This window comes from Ruegeria sp. HKCCE3926 (genome assembly GCF_017872515.1).
GTDB lineage: Bacteria > Pseudomonadota > Alphaproteobacteria > Rhodobacterales > Rhodobacteraceae > Ruegeria.
The window spans coordinates 71,433-88,471 of the sequence record NZ_JAEDOU010000006.1 but is presented as its reverse complement, the minus strand read 5'-3'; the positions used below and the strand labels follow the sequence as shown (position 1 = coordinate 88,471).

Here is a 17,039-nt window from a genome sequence, read left to right as displayed (position 1 = left end):
TCTGGAGCGAGAAGAAAACCCAAGGAAAAAGGAAACCTAAAGAAATGGATCTCAAGTTGTTTTTGCTGGGTTCTCTGGCGATCAGCGCACCTGCCTACGCGCAGGATGCACCCATTGCGCATGATTCCGAGTTTTATATCCTTCAGGCCCAGAACAAGGATGCCTGGGAACAGGACGATACAGCCGTTGATCAGGCTCTCGCGGCATTTCGAGACGAGAACGGTGGCAACCCCCCGAACATCATCAGTATTCTGGTCGATGACATCGGTTTTGGGGATATGGGTATCCCAGAATTGAACGCGGTACGCGGCATCAGTACCCCAAACATCAACGATTTTTCTGACGAAGCGATGCGCATGGTGCGCATGTATACAGAGCCATCCTGCACCCCGACACGTGTGGCCCAGACGACCGGTCGTCTGCCGGTTCGGATCGGAATGGGTGATACGACCGTCGACATCGCCGGTTTCGGTCTGCCCGGAGAGGAAGTGACGCTTGCCGAGGTTCTGAAGGCCGAAGGATATGCAACCTCGCATGTCGGGAAGTGGCACATGGGTGACATTGCCGAGAGCTGGGCAATGAACCAGGGGTTCGACTATGCGCAGCACGCCGTTCATCAACAGGGTCAGCTGACGATTTTCAATGACGATGCAATCCGCGAGCAGGTTTCTGTTGGTATCGCAGATTTTGTCGACGATTACACGATCGACGACTGGTTCCGCCCCGATGCATCGGCCATGGCCACGGTGATCGAAGGAAATGCCGGCGGACCTGTTCGTGAGATCCGAATGGAGCCGGGGGAGCGTTGGAACGCAGCCAAATATGATGAGATGAACCAAGCTTTTCAGGACAAAACCCTGAGTGAACTGGAACGCTTGGCCGGCGGTACTGAGCCTTTCTTCCTACAGTATTGGCCGATGATCCCGCTGGACAATACGCGGGCCGGGCGTGACGGACCGGAAAGCGTCAATGGAGGTCTGTACGCCGACAAACTGCAAGAGCTGGATACGTATTTGGGCGAAATCTTCACGCGCATGGACGAGCTTGGCGTGGCGGATAATACAATTGTCGTGTTGATGGGCGATAACGGCCACTTCACCAAGTATTCACCGGCATCTGGTTTTACGCCAATGGTCTATCGCGGAGGCAAAGGCGATACGACCGAGGGCGGCGTTCGCGTGGACGCTTTCATAAGGTGGCCGGCTCTGATTGAACCAGACAGCATGATCAACAACATTATTCATGTGTCTGATCTTTATACGACGCTGGCTCGTTTCGGCGGCGCGGTTCAGCATATTCCTCGAGACCGGTTGATTGATGGCGTGGATCAATCTGCCTCGATCCTGTTTCAAGATGAAAGCAAAGGTCGGCGTGATCACGTGATCATCTATTCGGTGAATACCCCAAAGGCGGTCGTCAAGGACAAGCTGAAGCTCAACCTGCCCGGGCCGGGTCAAAACGCAATCATTGCAGATTTCTTTGATGTGATGCGCGACACGCACGAAAAGTACCCGGTTTCGACCGAAGTTGGTGCTTGGGGCGGGCAGGAGTTCGTCCGCATACTGGGACGCCACATGGCGAGAAAAGAGCTGTTCCCCGATACAGGCCCGGCCACAGGAATGCCGTATGAAGGAATTGAAAACCTGCGGCCGGAAACGCAACAGGCAGTCGAGGCTTTCATGGTCAAACGATCTTCGGCGCAACAATGAAACAAGGCCGCGCGCGTCAACAGAAATGCGCGGCCGCGAAATCGACACGCAAATAGGGCAAGCGTTGGCGTACTTCTTGGCCGCATCCGAAACCAATCTTGCGCCCCGCTGGTATCAGCAGCTCTGCGCAATGGAGTAAACATATGCTTATTGTCTTAGGTCTCTATTTCGGAGTGATCTGGGTGGTGTTTTCCAAGCTGGGGCTGCTTCCATGGAACCGGTTCTGGAAATCTGTCGTCTATGGGGGTGCCGCAATCATTGCTCTGGTTGTAATCGGTGCCCTCAACCACACCACACCGACAGGGCCTGTTTCGGTGCAAGGCGTTGCCACCAACATTGCCCCCAATGTGTCAGGTACTGTTGTTGACGTTTCGGTTCGCCCCAATGAGCGGGTTGCGAAAGGGGATCCGCTGTTCCGGATTGACGATACACCCTTTCGGATCGAAGTCGCCCGGCTGACAGCCGGTCTTGAAACTGCGCGTTCTGCGGCAGATCAGTTACAGTCCGATCTGGCAGCGGCGGAAGCCGACATTGAATCCCTCACCGCGCAATTGACCTTTGGCGTCCAGCGCCGTGACGACATTGTCGATCTTGAGAAGCGGGGGGCATCGACGACCTTCCAGTTGCAGGAAGCTGTGTCTGCCATCGATCAATTGTCCGCAAGCCTGCGCGCGGCCGAGGCGCGCAAAGCCGGTCTGGAGCGGCGGATTGCCGCCAAGATCGACGGTATTGATGCCGGCGTGGTCGAGGCTGAGCAGGCTTTGGCGCAGGCGCTTTGGAAGCTGGAACAAACAGTCGTGCGCGCGCCGGAAGACGGCTTTGTCACCGCCGTTTCTCTGCGTCCCGGAAATCGTGTATCTATCGCACAGGGGGCGATCTCTTTTGTTGTCCCCGATGACCGCCATCTGATCGCAAGTTTGCCCCAATCAAGTCGCACGAACGTTTCCGTCGGCGACCAGATCCGCCTTGCGCTGCGAATCCAGCCGGGCGGCGAATTACCAGGGACCGTCATATCGTTGCCCGTAGGAACGGCAGAGGGCGTTGTTGACTCGCGCACGGGCCTTCCTTCACTGCGCGATCTGGCTGGCGTGTCCAGCTATCCGGTGCTAATCGAAGTTCCGGACCAGATCAATATCGAAGATTTTCCATTCGGGACTTCCGGCACTGCGCTGGTGGTTACGGACAAGGCGGGCGCAATCGGTGTGTTGGCGGAAATCCTGTTCTGGATCACCAAAAAGCTGAATTACATCTGAAACATTGGAGGGACGAGATGAAAACAGAACTGGCAATAAAAGGCACGGGTTTGGCCTTGGTTGCGGCGTTTGGCACAACCGCTTCCGCGCAGCAAAGCGATTGGTCCCATGAAGCGACGATTTACCTTTTCATGCCTGAAACGGAAACGTCTATCGAAACCCCGTCAGGAACATTGGACGGCACGTTGAGTTTTTCTGACGCTCTGAGCAACCTGGATTTCGCCTTTATGGGCGCGTTTGCGGCATCCAATGGGCGTTGGAGCCTGCTGGCTGACTACAATTATACAAATTTATCCTTCAGCAACAGTGGTGCCGGTCCGTCTGGATCCACTCTCGATACATCATTCACCACCCAGTTCCTAAGTGGGTACGTGGCCTATCGGGTCTATGAAGATCCTTCCGTTCAACTGGACATTGCCGGTGGTTTCAGATGGTTTAGCACCGAAACCAATTTCACACTAACGTCCGGTTCGGCACCTGGGCGCACGACCGTTGTGGACGACGATTGGGTAGACCCGGTCATTGGCGCAAGAATACGTTACGTTTTTTCCGACAAATGGACGGGAACCGGGTTCGTTGATTATGGCGGCTTCCGCAGTGACAGCGAAACGTGGCAGGTTCTTTTGACGGCAGATTATGCCATCAATGACAGATGGGTGATCCGTGGCGGATATCGCTATATCGCCTTCGACCATGAGATCGGCGGCAATGATTTCGAGTTCCATCAGTCCGGGCCGGTGATCGGGGCGTCCTACCGATTCTGATTGATTGTAAACGAATATCGTCTTCGGCTTTGACTTGGTACGAGACGTCAGTCGGAGAGGCGTGCATGTTTGGTCGGTGCAAACTTTTTCTTACAAGTTGTTTGCTGCGTTCCGTGAGCGGGCGCTCCACCAACCATCCTGCTTTTGCCGGTGTGATGAAGGGCTGCAAATCTGGTGGCGCGGGTAAACGCGGAACGGGTCGCAACCGATCTGCTGTCGGATTGGCCGCCTGATTCCGGTATCCAGGCGGCCCTGCTTGTCAGAACCAGCGACCAATGGCCGTGACGGATGGCGCCAAGGCTGCCGCATCCGAGATCGCCGAGAAGACAATGAATGTCGATTGGGACGACGAAGGTGTATCAAACCCGGTAAAACGGGTTGCAATACCTCCGGTACCGTTCAGGTTCGGGGGCGTCGAAAAGTCAGCCGGAAAATCCCAGGTTATTGGGCCGTTTTTGAAAAGAGCACCCTCAGCAGTCGTGCAGGCCACGGGCGCAAGAGTGGCCGTACAGATCTGAGTGCCGTCGGCAAACCGCACATAATCTCCGTTGGCATTGCTGCCGCGCTCAATGACAGCGCCGGTCGGAACACCTGCGTTTTCCGCCACTGTTCCAAGAAGGTTTCCAGGGCCGTATCCGTAGTCGGCGCGCATCAGTCGGCCCGAAGTCGTGTCGCTGGCGTCCGCCTGAACAGCTGCCCCCGACACGGTTCCGGCTACGGGATCAAAGGTCATCGCTTCAGTCCAATTGCCGCCGTCAGGAGACACTTTGATGGAAAATCCGGTTGTGCCAGACAGTCCCATTTCCGCGTGACCCGTCCAGTTCGATTGGAACAACAGCGACGCGGTATCACCTGCGCTGGCTTTGTTGATCTTCAGCTGATGCCCGCCGCCTTCGTGGCTCAGCAAGGTCGCCGGGCTGCGAACGGATAAACGGTTCGTACTGTCTGAATTAGTCGCGACCCCGACTCCGTCCAGGTTCTGAGTGCTGACAGGCAGGGGGGCCCAGGCTGTTCCTGTCCAGTATTTCAGATCTCCGGCCGCTTCATCCCAGGCGCGCCAGCCAATGTCGGGGGCCACAAAATGCCAGGCGTTGTCCAGCCAGGCGGCAAGTTCACCGGCATGTCCTGTCCAGTCCCCGGTCGGGTTGGCTCCAAGGGCATGAACTTCGCCCTGCTCGGGGACAACAGGAGGTGTCCCGGAATCTGTGGACCGTACCGAGAGTTGCACGACCAGATCGAGCTGTCTCAGGGCTTCGTTGTGGGTAACGTGTTTTTGCGCTTGAGCCGGTTGCAGCAAAGGCAGGTTCAATCGGGGGGATGTTTGTGACACGGGGGGTCCTCCTGTGGCGTCGGTCCGAAGCTTCGGTTGCGCGCTACCCTGCCGCAAAGCGCGTCAATCCTGTCTGACCGGGCCGACCGCCCAGGGAAGATTTTGGTAAGATTCTGATGTCTGCGGAGAACCCGCCGATAGGTGTTCCCGTGCAGAGCAATGCCCGGGAATCAATCTCGGGCGTAGATGTCGTCGTATCGGATGATGTCGTCTTCACCCAGATAGGTGCCAGTCTGAACTTCGATCAAAACCATGGGAACTTTCCCGGGGTTTTCCATTCGGTGTGTCGCTCCCAGTGGGATATAGACGGATTGGTTTTCGGTTACCAAACGCTCCTGATCATCGATAGTGACCTTGGCCGTGCCTTCAACCACGATCCAATGCTCGGAACGATGATGGTGAGATTGCAGGCTGAGCGACGCACCGGGATGCACATGGATGCGTTTGACCTGAAACCTGTCTCCGATCACAAGGCTTTCGAACCAGCCCCACGGACGATGATCCACCGGCAGGGATTCTGCCTGCTTCGCCCCCTTGGCCTTCAGCGCTGCAACGGCCTGTTTCACGTCCTGGGCCTTGTCCATGCTCGCGACCAGAACCGCATCGGGCATCGCAATGGCAATTACGTTTTCCAAACCCATTGCCACGACTTCCTGTGCCGGAGACTCGGACCGTATCAGTGCATTGCGGCAGTCGATTGCTGTTACTTCTCCGTTGGTCGCCACACCGTCTTCATCGGGGTTCGACAGCTCTTGGACCGCGGTCCAGCTTCCGACATCGGACCAGCCAGCGGAATAAGGCACCACGCTCAGGTTCAGGGCCTTTTCCATCACTGCATAGTCTATCGAAATGTCTTCCACACCTGCCCATGCCGCCGGGTCCAGTCGAAGAAATCCCAAATCCGTTTTTGCCTCGGCTACGGCCTTTTGAACCGGTGGGATCAGTTCGCTCGCGTGCTGTTCAAAAGCTGCAAGGATATCGCGAACTGCAAACAGGAAGATCCCCGAGTTCCAAAGATAGCTGCCATCCGACAGCATAGCCTCGGCCGTTTTCCGGTCAGGTTTTTCCACAAAACGATCCAATGGGACAGCTTCTTGGGACGTATCCGGCGGATGGCGGAGTTTGAGATAGCCGTATCCGGTTTCCGGGTGCGTTGGAGTGATGCCGAAAGTTACCAGATCGCGCCGTTCACTTATTGCCCGTACGCCTTCGGCGACGGCTTGATGAAAGGCGTCCATGTCCGGAACCACGTGATCAGACGGCGCCACCAGCATGATGCCATCCGGATCTCGCGCCGTCAGATACAAGGCTGCAGCAAGAACAGCGGGGGCGGTGTTTCGACCTTCGGGCTCGATCAGAATTGGGCCGGGGTCAATTCCGACGGCCATCAATTGTTCCGGGACAATAAAGCGAAAAGCCTCGTTGGTCAGAACAAGTGGCTTTGCATACGGGGCCTGAGAAGGGCCGAGCATCCGTTCCGCGCAATTCTGCAACAGGCTTGTTTCACCGACCAGAGGAACGAATTGCTTGGGATAGCTTTTGCGCGACAGGGGCCACAAACGTGTTCCCGAACCACCGCAAAGAATGACGGGGTAGACTGTATTGGTCATGCACGTGCCTTCGAATTGCGGGTGACTGACAGTATTGCCATGTTTTTGGTCAAGTAAAACAATCTGTGACTACTGAGCAGCTTTCCCCGTGGCGACAATGTCATTCAGATATTGGCTCAGATCATCGCGCAGGTCTTCGCGGGCAAGAGCAAAAGCAACGGTGGCTTGCAAAAAGCCTGATTTTGAACCGCAATCAAAACGCTGACCATCGAATTTATAGCCGTAGGCCGGCACTCCGGCGGCAATGTCCTGGGCGATGGCGTCGGTCAGCTGGATTTCGCCGCCGCTTCCGGTTTTTTTTGCGTTGAGGTTGTTCAAAACGGACGGCCGAAGCACGTACCGGCCGATGACTGCCAAATTGGATGGCGCTTCTGATGGGTCAGGCTTTTCAACCATGCCTCGGGTGGGGACGACGGACCCGATATTGTCGCCAACATCGAGCACGCCGTAAGAGCTGGTCTTTTCCTTCGGAACTTCCATCGCCGCGACCATGTTGCCACCGGTGTCTTCGTAGGCCTCGATCATCTGTTGCAGACAGGGTTTGTCGGCGGCGATGACGTCGTCAGGCAGCATGACGGCAAATGGTTCATCGCCGATCAGCCGCCGGGCGCACCAGACCGCGTGTCCAAGCCCCAGAGCTTTGTGCTGGCGGATATAAGCGATCGCGCCGCTTTCCATATTCGTTTTGTTCAGCACGTCCAGAAGTTTGTTTTTGCCTTTGGCTTTCAGCTCCTGCTCCAGCACCAGGTTGTGGTCGAAATAGTCTTCCAGCGCGGATTTCCCGCGTGACGTTACAAAAATGAACTCCTTGATCCCGGCTGCACGGGCTTCGTCAATTGCGTATTGCACCAATGGACGATCCACCAGCGTCATGATTTCTTTTGGAACGGATTTTGTCGCTGGCAAAAAACGCGTTCCCATGCCCGCTACAGGAAAAACCGCTTTGGTAACTTTGCGTGTCATGGTGCCTCTCAATTATCAAGTTTTGCCAGCAGAGCAGGAAATGTCCGGAATGTCCTCATAGGCCGCAATGCCCTGTCAATCAATGATGCCTGATGGATCAGGCTGCTATCAGTCAAATCGTGCCACCTTGCCAGGGAGGAGTCAAAAGTCCGCTCTGATGCGGTATCCATACTTAATTTGCGTACCATGAGCTTGGATCATTGGCTGACTGCACGGTGAAGAGCGGGATATATCGCATTGGTCGATCACGAAAAATTCATAGGCTTGTTCTTCGCGGCGTATCTTGCAGATCACGAGGCTCCCCGAACCGACCCGACTGTGCCGCCGCGCCGCGTATCATGTTATTTTTGCGTGGTTTTCCCACCCGGAAGACCGCAACCCGCCCAAAGCAGCCCACAACCCTCATTTTCGGAAGCACGGGGTCTGAAGGACATACCGCGTCAAAGGGTGCAGACGGACAGAGTTTCTTACTTCCACAAGGGCGGCTGACCGCCTTGTTCAACGCATCCGAGTTTTTGATTTTCCCTTTTAGAGTTTGTTTTCGAATGGGCAACAATTGTTACGAGGTTCCGTTGATAGGTTCTGGAAGCGCCTGATTGTTGCACATTGGATCGATGAGCCGGCCGGGTGTCAGAGTCGGCTGAACAACTTGGTTTGCCTCACGGGGCCAGGCTTGTTTTCATCAGCGCATCCGGAAAGCAGGTCTGTTCGATGCCCAGGGTCTCTTGCCATCGACCTATCGAACGACGCGTTTTGAACCCCGGCAGTCCATCGACCCCTCCGACATCATGCCCTTTCTGTTCCAACGCCTGCTGCATCTTGGCGATATCAGATCTGTACAGCCCGCCGACCTTTCCCCAAGCGCCATTGAAATCTCCGATACCGTATTGAATACGGTCGCCAACATGGCCGACAAACAAGGCATACAGGTCGCTTTTGTTGTATTCCTTCAGAACGTAGAAGTTTGGCGTGACCAGAAATGCCGGACCATGTCGTCCTGCGGGCATCATCAAGTACCCGTCACCACGCAGCTCATGGGCTGGAAAGGGTTTGCCCGAGACGCGACGTATCCCCATCTCAACCCAGTCCTGAATAGGTCGCCCCTGATCGGGGCCTTCCAAAGCGCAAGAGACATTTTGGGGTACGACAACCTCGAATCCCCAATCCCGTGCAGGAACCCAGCCGTGTTTCATGAGGTAGTTTCCGATTGACGCAATCGTATCTTCGGGTGACCCCCAAATATCAGCCGCTCCGTCGCCGTTGCCGTCGACAGCATAGGACAAATAGTTGGACGGCATGAACTGAGGCTGACCCAAAGCGCCAGCCCAACTGCTTTTCATTTGCCGGGCGGGCTGGTGTCCTGCTTCTGCGATTTGCGGCGCGGCAACAAGCTCGGCTGTGAAATAGTCTGCCCGAGTGCTCATGAAAGCCTTAGTCGACAGTACCCGGAAAGCATCATGTCGGATCGGAACCTGTCCGTATCCGCTCTCTCTTCCCCAGATCGCCAGAATAATGCGGGCAGGAACGCCGGTTTCAGCTTCGACCGCCGCCAGAGTTGCGGCATGGCGCCGTGCCATTTTCCGTCCTGCCGATGTTGCGCCTTGTACCGACCCCGGATTGAAATAGCGACCGGGTGAGCCAAACTCGGCCTGCTTCTGGACCTTGGGCGTTTTGCGCGCGCTTCCCGGAGGCACCAGATCAGGCAATTTCCAGTCAAGGGTCACGCCGGAAAGGGCTGCTTGCATCGTCTCGCGTGTCACACCTTTGGCCTTTGCCCGAGGCCAAATGGTTTCTTGCAACCACGACTGAAACTGGCGTTCGATCGCCGCACGATCCTGTGCCAACAAGGGCTGAAAGAGCAGGATGAACCCGAAAGAGAATACCAGAATACGCATCGTCATTTTGTCTGTCCCGGTTGGGATTGCAAGTCAACGGGAAGATGCCGCAATGGCTTGGGCCCATTTACCCGAAGTTGAATCGGGATAGACTTGGGCAATTGGTGGTTTGAAAAACTCTTGAGAAAATTCACGCACTTGTCGATAGTCGAATGATATTTTGTTTGAGGAAGGGGCAGTCAGTCATGGCACATGTAAAAACGCCCAATCCAATCCCTTTGCTTGCGATGGCGGTGATCCTGTTTGTGTCGATGCCGCACATGGTTTCCGCCAGCGACAGTTTCATGGATCCGCAAGGACCCATTGCCGCCATCCAGAAAACGCATCTGCTGCGGGCGACCGCTTTGATCATGGTGGCTGTTATCCCTGTGCTGATACTGGTACCGTTGATCGCGTTTCGTTATCGCCGCAGAAGGAACAGTCACGCAGCTTACCGACCGGATTGGGATTTTTCCGCGAAACTGGAATTCCTCATGTGGGGTGTGCCCGTTGTGATTGTGGCGCTCCTGTCGTTTTACCTTTGGAAGGCCACCCATCGGCTTGATCCATACGCGTCGGCGTTTGGTGAAGATCCGGCCTTGCGCGTGCAGGTTGTCGGGCTGGATTGGAAGTGGCTGTTCATCTATCCCGATCTTGGTATTGCCAGTGTGGGCGAGTTCGGCATTCCCACCAAAAAGCAAGTGGCTATGACGCTGACCACCGATACCGTCATGCAATCCTTCATGATCCCTGCGCTGGCGGGCCAGATTTACGCGATGCCGGGAATGACCACCCAACTGCATCTGGTCGCGGACGTCCCCGAGGTCATGCAAGGCGAGAACACGCAGTACAACGGGCGGGGTTTTACCAAACAGAAATTTCGTACCGTTGCCATGAACAGTGATGAATTTGAAAGCTGGGCCCAGAAAGTGCGCGAAAATGGTATCCGACTGGACCCGGAAACGTATCAGATGCTCGCGATGCGGACAGACAGGGATGAGGTGCAGGCGGCGCTGGGCACCGACAAAATGCCAAAGGACGCGCTGTACTTCACGATGGAACAAGATTTGTTTCAAACGATCCTGCACCGCTATCACAGCGGCAAAGCGCTGCCGGTTGATCAACAGCCGGGAACGGCATCCTACGGGCAGGTGGTGCAGCAATGACGCCGTCCTATTCAGGATTCCTCGGCCGCCTCGACTGGGATGCGCTTCCGATCACAGGGTTGATCCAGAACCCGAACGCGAATGAGATCGTTGCCAACGCCGCGGCCGCAATCGTCTTGGTTGGCGTTGTCGTCGTGGTCAGCCTGCTCAGCTGGTTTCGGTTGTGGACGCCCCTCTGGCGCGATTGGCTGACCAGTGTTGATCACAAGAAGATAGGGATCATGTATGTCGTCTTTGCCATCGTCATGCTGGCGCGCGGCGTGTTGGAAGGCGTTGTCATGCGCGCGCAGCAAGCCGCGGGCCCGGGCGACGGGTTCCTGGAAGCCGAACATTTCGCCGAGCTGTTCAGCACCCATGGCACGATCATGATTTTCTTTGTCGCGGTGCCTTTTGTCTTTGGTATCGCGAACTATGTCGTTCCGCTGATGATCGGGGCGCGGGATGTGGCGTTCCCTCGCTTGAACCAGATCAGTCTGGGCCTGACGGTGTCTTCCGGTATGATGCTTATGGTTTCGCTGGTCGTGGGGCGGTTCTCGACCGGTGGCTGGACGGCCTACCCACCGTATACCGGGGCCGCCTTCAATCCGGGCGTTGGGCCGGACTACTGGATCTGGGCGATCGTTGTATCGGGTATCGGCACGACGCTTACCGGTATCAATTTTGCCGTTACGATCTACAAGATGCGCGCGCCGGGCATGACCTTCATGCGGCTGCCGATGTATTGCTGGACCATCATATGCAGTTCGATCCTGATCGTCTTTGCCATGCCGCCGCTGGGCGTCGCGGCGCTTTTGCTGGCCGCGGACCGCTATTTGGACTTCCACTTTTTCACCAATGACCTCGGCGGCAACATGATGAACTATGCCAATCTGTTCTGGCTGTTCGGCCACCCCGAGGTTTACCTGCTGGTTCTGCCTGCCTACGGCATCTACTCCGAAGTTTTTGCGACTTTTTCGGCCAAGAGGCTCTACGGCTACAACTCGCTCGTCATCGCCACGATGTCGATCGCGGTTCTGTCGTTTACCGTCTGGCTGCACCACTTCTTCACCATGGGGCAGAGCGCCCTGATCAACGCCGTTTTTGGTATCGCAACCATGCTGATCGCCATTCCCACCGGTGTAAAAGTCTATGACTGGATGGCGACTTTGTGGCGGGGGCGCATCCGGTTCTCGGTGCCGATGCTGTATGGTTTGGCATTTTTGATGTTGTTCGTGATTGGTGGCCTGAGCGGGGTGATCCTGGCCAATCCGACCGTGGATTATCAGGTACACAATACGCTGTTCCTGGTGGCCCACTTCCACAACGTACTGTTGCCGGGTGTGCTGTTTGGACTTTTGGCCGCCTATAACTACTGGTTCCCCAAGGCTTTCGGCTTTCGCCTGAACGAGTTCTGGGGCCGCGTCACGGTTGCCCTCTGGACCATAGGATTTTTGTTGACCTTCATGCCGCTTTACTTCGTCGGGCTGATGGGGATGCCGCGCCGTTCTTTCAGCTATGATGACCCATCTTTCCATCCCTTCATGGTGGTGGCGATCGTCGGGGCGCTGGTGATTACCTGCGCGTTGTTCTCGGTTCTGATCCAACTTTGGGTCAGCATCCGTGACCGCGAAAAGACCCGTGTTCCCGTTGGAGATCCATGGGATGGACGGACGTTGGAATGGTCTGTTCCGTCGCCGCCGCCGCCGTACAACTTTGCGATCATCCCAACCGTTACGGACCGGGATGATTTTGCGGCAGCAAAGGAAAAGGGGGCAGCCTACCCAACGCCCGACGCCTATGAAGATATCGATTTGCCGCGCAATACAGGCATTGGGTTCGTTCTGTGTGTCATGAGTGGTATCTGGATGTTCGCGCTGGTCTGGTGGATCTGGTGGTTGGCTGCATTGATGACGGTTCTGATGATCCTGGCGGTGATCGTCTGGACGTTCGACGACAGTACCGAGCTGACCATACCGGCGGAAGAAGTGCGCAAGGATCACGAAGCCTGGCTTGCATTGGTTCACGGTGAAAAGGCGGTGGATCGCGATTTCGAGACGTCTTCGGAAAATCGCGGCCTCGCCCGCCCCGATCTGGAGGCGGTGACATGAAGCGCGCGCCCACCCACAGCTATCCGGGTATCAACCTGGGGGAACGTCACGCGAGTGCTGACAAGGCGACCGAGGTCGTCACCTTCGGGTTCTGGATCTTTTTGATGAGCGACCTGGTCTATTTCGGCCTGATGTTTGCGATTTACATCACGATGATCGATGCACAGGCCGGTGGTCCCGGTCCGCACGAGCTGTTTGATCTCAAAAGCGTCTTTGCGCAGACGCTCATCCTGTTGACAAGCAGTCTGACGGTTGGCCTTGCCATGCTGGCGCTGAAATACAATCTGCCGCGCGCTCGTATTGTCTTGTGGTTTGGCGTCACGCTTTTTCTGGGCATCAGCTTCCTGGTGCTAGAGGTGCGTGATTTCATGGCCATGGCGGAACAAGGTGGCATTCCGCAGCGCAGCGGTTTCTTGTCGGCTTTCTTCGGACTTGTTCCGCTGCATGGCTTGCACGTCGCCGCTGGGTGCTTGTGGCTGATCGTTCTGGGTATCCAGTTGCGTGTGAAAGGGATGACGGACGTCATTATATCGCGCGTGGTACGGTTGGCCCTGTTCTGGCATTTTCTGGACCTGATCTGGATCGGGATCATCACCATCGTTTATTTCGGAGGCCTGACCTATGGATAAGCGCTCTGAAATGCACCGTCGCGAGCGTCGGCGCTATGTGATCGGATACGGTGGTTCGCTGCTGTTGACTTTTGCGACCTTCGGCGTGGCCCATCTGTTTGGGATCGAAACCCCCGGTGTTTACCTGACAATTGGATTGCTGGGTCTGGCCCAACTTGTTCTGCAACTTGTTTATTTCCTGCACATCGATCGCCGGCGCAGCAGCCGCGAAGACCTGCATCTGGTTCTGTTTTCCACGATGGTTCTGTTGATCATGATTTTTGGAACGGTCTGGGTGCTGGGCAATCTGGCAATTCGAATGCACATGCATGTGATGTGATGCGCATGGGGCGCGTGCAGAAAGGGATATGAGAATGAAGCCACTCAAAATCGCAGTCGTGGCTTTGATACTTGCAGCAATTGCAGTCGGTCTTGTTCTGTTCTGGAGGCACGAAGAGCGCTACCCGTCCACTCAGGATGCATATCTGGGCGCGAACATTATCTACGTCGCTGCGCAGGTGACTGGGCAGGTGGCCGATGTACATGTGATCGAAAACCAGCCCGTGAAAAACGGCGATCTGCTTTTCACGATCGACGACACTCAATTCAAGGCTTCTGTGGATGCAGCCAAAGCCAATCTGGATAGTGCGATACAACAGGCCAAATCCTATTCCACACAGATTGCGGCAGCTGAGGCTTCGGTCGACAGCGCCCAATCGGCCTACGATACTGCATTGAAGAGTTTTGAACGTGCAAAAGCCCTGTTCGCATCAGGCGATGTCGCGCAGGCATCGCTGGATCAGACGGCATCGGATTTCGCCCAAGCCTCTGCAAGGTTGACGACCAGCCAGTCCAGCCTTTTGGCACTGAAAAGCGGGTTGCAGGCAAAACAGGATGATATCCTGTCTGCGCGGGCACAACTTGAAATTGCGCAAACCAACCTTGCCTGGACCAAGATCCATGCTGCGGCCGACGGATGGATTGCCAATCTGACTCTTCGACCAGGATCGTCGGTGTCCGCCAATGCCCCGCAATTCTCGATTGTCGAATCGTCCGATTGGTGGGTGGACGCGAACTTCAAAGAGACCGCATTGGCGCGCATTCGTCCGGGGCAGCCGGTCACAATACGTGTCGATATGCTCCCCGGAACGACGCTTACAGGTAAGGTGGCGTCAATCGGGCGAGGGTCCGGGGACACGTTTTCCTTGTTGCCCTCGGAAAACGCGAGCGGGAATTGGGTCAAGGTCACCCGGCGATTTCCGGTTCGGATCGCGCTTGACCCGACCGATGCGCCCTTGCGTGTCGGAGGCAGCAGCAAAGTTGTCGTAGATACAACAGGTCCGGTGGACGGCAAATGACCCCTGTGGCGTCCGGCCATGTGAACATGGTGATCGTGATCGCCGTTGTTCTCAGCGCCATTCTGGAAGTCCTGGACAGTACGATTGTCAATGTGGCGTTGCCGCATATCCAGGCCGCATTCGGGGCGACGACCGATCAGGCGACATGGATTCTGACCAGCTATATCGTTTCCGCGGTGGTCATCATGCCGTTGACAGGGTTCGTCGCCCGACGCGTGGGCCGACGACGGTTGATCCTGACGGCGGTGACTGGTTTTGCCGTCATGTCGATGATGTGCGGCATGTCCTGGAGCCTTGAGGTCATCGTTGCCTTTCGGCTGGCTCAGGGCATGTTCGGCGCTTTCCTGATCCCTTTGTCCCAGTCCATTCTATTTGATGCCTTCCCGCGGGAAAAGCGCGGACAGGCAATGGCCATCTTCGGTCTGGGCGTCGTGGTGGCGCCGGTACTGGGGCCAACGGTCGGTGCAATCCTGACCGAATATTTTTCCTGGCGGATGGTCTTCTTTGTCAATGTTCCTGTGGCGGCCCTTGCGCTGCTTCTGCTGGCCGGAGAATTGCCGGAAGACAAAACCGAGGAGGTTCAGATCGATTGGAAAGGCCTTGCTCTGCTGGCTATTGGAATCGGGTGCCTTCAATTCGTTCTGGATCAAGGCGAGACACTGGACTGGATGTCGTCCCGCGTCATCCAGGTGGCTGTGATCGCAGCAGTTATCGGGGCGTTTGGTTTCATTTTTCACGCGTTGACCTCTCGCAATTCGGTTGTGGACCTGCGTCTGTTCGCAGACCGAAACTTTGCCCTGTGCAATCTGATCATCGCGGGTTTTGCCGTGTCTCTGTTCGGGGGCATCGCGATTTTGCCGACGCTTGTTCAAAGTCTGCTGGATTTCCCAGTCATCGCGTCGGGCCATCTGTTCATTCCGCGTGGCCTGACCGCAGGGCTGTCCATGGTTCTGACCGGCGCAGTTCTGGTAAACCGCTTCGATCCGCGCCTGCTGGCGGGCATCGGCCTGTTGCTGACAGCAATAGGGAATTTCATGATGGGGGCCATCAACCTCAATGCCGGTTTTTGGGAGCTCGCATGGCCGGGGGCCATCAGCGGCCTCGGGATGGGTCTTGTGTTCGTGCCCATGTCGATACTGGCTTTCGAGAGCATCAGTAAAGGCCGGCAGGACGAAGCTTCTGGTCTGTTCAACGTGACAAGGCAACTGGGGTCGTCGGTTGGCATCTCGCTGGTCGGCACCTGGGTTGTACGCGGGTTGCAGACCAATACGGCGGTGCTCAGCCAGAATGTGACGCCCTACAACCCCGCGGCCCAGGCGTATCTGAGCCCGCTTGGCCTTGCGCCGGACAGCGCTGAAGGTGCTGCCATTCTGGGCCAGGAAATCATGAAGCAGGCCGAGATGATTTCCTATTTGACCGTATTCAACAATCTGGGTCTGCTTGCCTTGGCGACAATTCCATTGCTTTTCTTTTGTCGCGCTCCGAAGCCCGGGTCACATGTTGCCGCTCATGTGCATTAGCGCGTCAAGGTCAGCCCAAGCCACAGGGCGAACCAGCACAGCACCAGGCTGATCAGGATATTGCCAGCTGCCAGAACCAGAGTGCGCTCGCGCCGAAGTTCAAGAGATTGATAGGCAAAGCTGGAAAACGTGGTGAACCCGCCGCAGAATCCAAAGACCAGCCGTCTTTGATCCTCGGGGATGTCGACAGGGCCACCCAGATAGCCGATCCAGATCCCCAGCAGCAGGCTGCCCAATACATTGACGATCAACGTCGAAAAGGGCAAATCGTGCCGCACTTTCAAAGCCAGCCAATGACGCAGGACCGCCCCCAGGCCTCCGCCCAGTCCGAACATCGCATGAAGATAGAGGTCATTCATGACGGTGACCTCTCGGAATGAAAATGGTTGCCCAGCTTCTCTCCGACCAGGGCAGCGCCAATGCCTAACGCGACTTCCAACCCGACAGCAAGCGGCACGGCCCAAAGATCACTTTCGGCAATACGTTCCAGATCAGCTACAAAAGATGAAAAGGTGGACAACCCACCACAAAATCCGACCGCGCCCAGATGCAAAACATGCGCGTGCACCTTGTGACGTATTGAATACAGCCACCCCAAGACGAAACAGGCCGCCACGTTAATGCCGAAGGTCGACGTGAGGAAACTGAGGCCGGGGATTTCCAGCGCGAAAACTTCGCGCAACAACGATCCCAGCGCTCCTCCGGCAAAGACGGCGAGAAACATAAGGCTCTTTCGGTCGCGTCGGGGTTGGGAATGCGTCTTTGTCAAGTGTATGCCTGTCGCCTTCTGGTATGCG

At 56.2% G+C, this 17,039-nt stretch carries 15 protein-coding genes; 9 read left to right on the top strand and 6 right to left on the bottom strand.

From position 1 onward, the window contains the following. The first annotated feature begins 44 nt into the window (after window positions 1-44). From I9184_RS15320 to I9184_RS15310, 3 genes are all read left to right on the top strand, one after another. Window positions 45-1,709, top strand: a complete 1,665-nt coding sequence (locus I9184_RS15320; protein ID WP_209835065.1) for a sulfatase-like hydrolase/transferase — start codon at window positions 45-47, stop codon at window positions 1,707-1,709. Window positions 1,710-1,852: 143 nt separating this feature from the next. After that, window positions 1,853-2,962 (top strand): biotin/lipoyl-binding protein, encoded by a 1,110-nt coding sequence (locus I9184_RS15315; RefSeq protein WP_209835064.1) that lies wholly within the window; start codon window positions 1,853-1,855, stop codon window positions 2,960-2,962. Between the two features lie 17 nt (window positions 2,963-2,979). Beyond that, window positions 2,980-3,726 carry a porin family protein gene (locus I9184_RS15310; protein WP_245218154.1) on the top strand — a complete coding sequence of 249 codons (747 nt, stop codon included), beginning with the start codon at window positions 2,980-2,982 and terminating at the stop codon, window positions 3,724-3,726. Between the two features lie 259 nt (window positions 3,727-3,985). Here I9184_RS15310 and I9184_RS15305 read toward each other — a convergent pair whose 3' ends face one another. The 4 genes from I9184_RS15305 to I9184_RS15290 form a co-directional block, all read right to left on the bottom strand. Beyond that, window positions 3,986-5,056, bottom strand: a complete 1,071-nt coding sequence (locus I9184_RS15305) for a DUF2793 domain-containing protein (RefSeq protein WP_209835063.1) — start codon at window positions 5,054-5,056, stop codon at window positions 3,986-3,988. A gap of 170 nt (window positions 5,057-5,226) precedes the next feature. Then, the gene (locus tag I9184_RS15300; protein WP_171636384.1) at window positions 5,227-6,666 is read right to left on the bottom strand and encodes a mannose-1-phosphate guanylyltransferase/mannose-6-phosphate isomerase; all 1,440 of its coding nucleotides are present in this window, start codon (window positions 6,664-6,666) and stop codon (window positions 5,227-5,229) included. A 69-nt stretch (window positions 6,667-6,735) separates the two neighbouring features. Beyond that, window positions 6,736-7,629 (bottom strand): UTP--glucose-1-phosphate uridylyltransferase GalU, encoded by an 894-nt coding sequence (gene galU, locus I9184_RS15295; protein ID WP_171229432.1) that lies wholly within the window; start codon window positions 7,627-7,629, stop codon window positions 6,736-6,738. Between the two features lie 659 nt (window positions 7,630-8,288). Beyond that, window positions 8,289-9,524 (bottom strand): lytic murein transglycosylase, encoded by a 1,236-nt coding sequence (locus tag I9184_RS15290; protein ID WP_245218166.1) that lies wholly within the window; start codon window positions 9,522-9,524, stop codon window positions 8,289-8,291. 185 nt (window positions 9,525-9,709) lie between these two features. Between I9184_RS15290 and I9184_RS15285 the strand changes: the two genes are divergently transcribed. From I9184_RS15285 to I9184_RS15260, 6 genes are read left to right on the top strand one after another with little or no spacing between them, the layout of a single operon-like run. Further along, window positions 9,710-10,669, top strand: coding sequence for a cytochrome ubiquinol oxidase subunit II (locus tag I9184_RS15285; protein WP_245218153.1), 960 nt, complete (start codon window positions 9,710-9,712; stop codon window positions 10,667-10,669). After that, complete coding sequence (locus I9184_RS15280) at window positions 10,666-12,756, top strand: cbb3-type cytochrome c oxidase subunit I (protein WP_171724563.1); 2,091 nt, start codon at window positions 10,666-10,668, stop codon at window positions 12,754-12,756. Before I9184_RS15285 ends, I9184_RS15280 begins: the two co-directional genes overlap by 4 nt. Further along, a complete protein-coding gene (locus I9184_RS15275; RefSeq protein ID WP_209835061.1) occupies window positions 12,753-13,385 on the top strand; it encodes a cytochrome c oxidase subunit 3 in 633 nt (210 codons plus the stop codon). The genes I9184_RS15280 and I9184_RS15275 overlap by 4 nt, the downstream gene beginning before the upstream one ends. After that, window positions 13,378-13,704, top strand: a complete 327-nt coding sequence (locus tag I9184_RS15270) for a cytochrome C oxidase subunit IV family protein (protein ID WP_224856200.1) — start codon at window positions 13,378-13,380, stop codon at window positions 13,702-13,704. The genes I9184_RS15275 and I9184_RS15270 overlap by 8 nt, the downstream gene beginning before the upstream one ends. A gap of 34 nt (window positions 13,705-13,738) precedes the next feature. Then, complete coding sequence (locus I9184_RS15265; RefSeq protein WP_209835060.1) at window positions 13,739-14,722, top strand: HlyD family secretion protein; 984 nt, start codon at window positions 13,739-13,741, stop codon at window positions 14,720-14,722. Then, entirely contained in the window at window positions 14,719-16,242 is a 1,524-nt protein-coding gene (locus tag I9184_RS15260) for a DHA2 family efflux MFS transporter permease subunit (RefSeq protein WP_209835059.1), read from the top strand. Before I9184_RS15265 ends, I9184_RS15260 begins: the two co-directional genes overlap by 4 nt. Here I9184_RS15260 and crcB read toward each other — a convergent pair. Further along, window positions 16,239-16,601 carry a fluoride efflux transporter CrcB gene (gene crcB / locus I9184_RS15255; RefSeq protein WP_171724559.1) on the bottom strand — a complete coding sequence of 121 codons (363 nt, stop codon included), beginning with the start codon at window positions 16,599-16,601 and terminating at the stop codon, window positions 16,239-16,241. The genes I9184_RS15260 and crcB overlap by 4 nt on opposite strands. Continuing rightward, the gene (locus I9184_RS15250) at window positions 16,598-16,966 is read right to left on the bottom strand and encodes a CrcB family protein (RefSeq protein ID WP_171724558.1); all 369 of its coding nucleotides are present in this window, start codon (window positions 16,964-16,966) and stop codon (window positions 16,598-16,600) included. The genes crcB and I9184_RS15250 overlap by 4 nt, the downstream gene beginning before the upstream one ends. Window positions 16,967-17,039 lie beyond the last annotated feature (73 nt).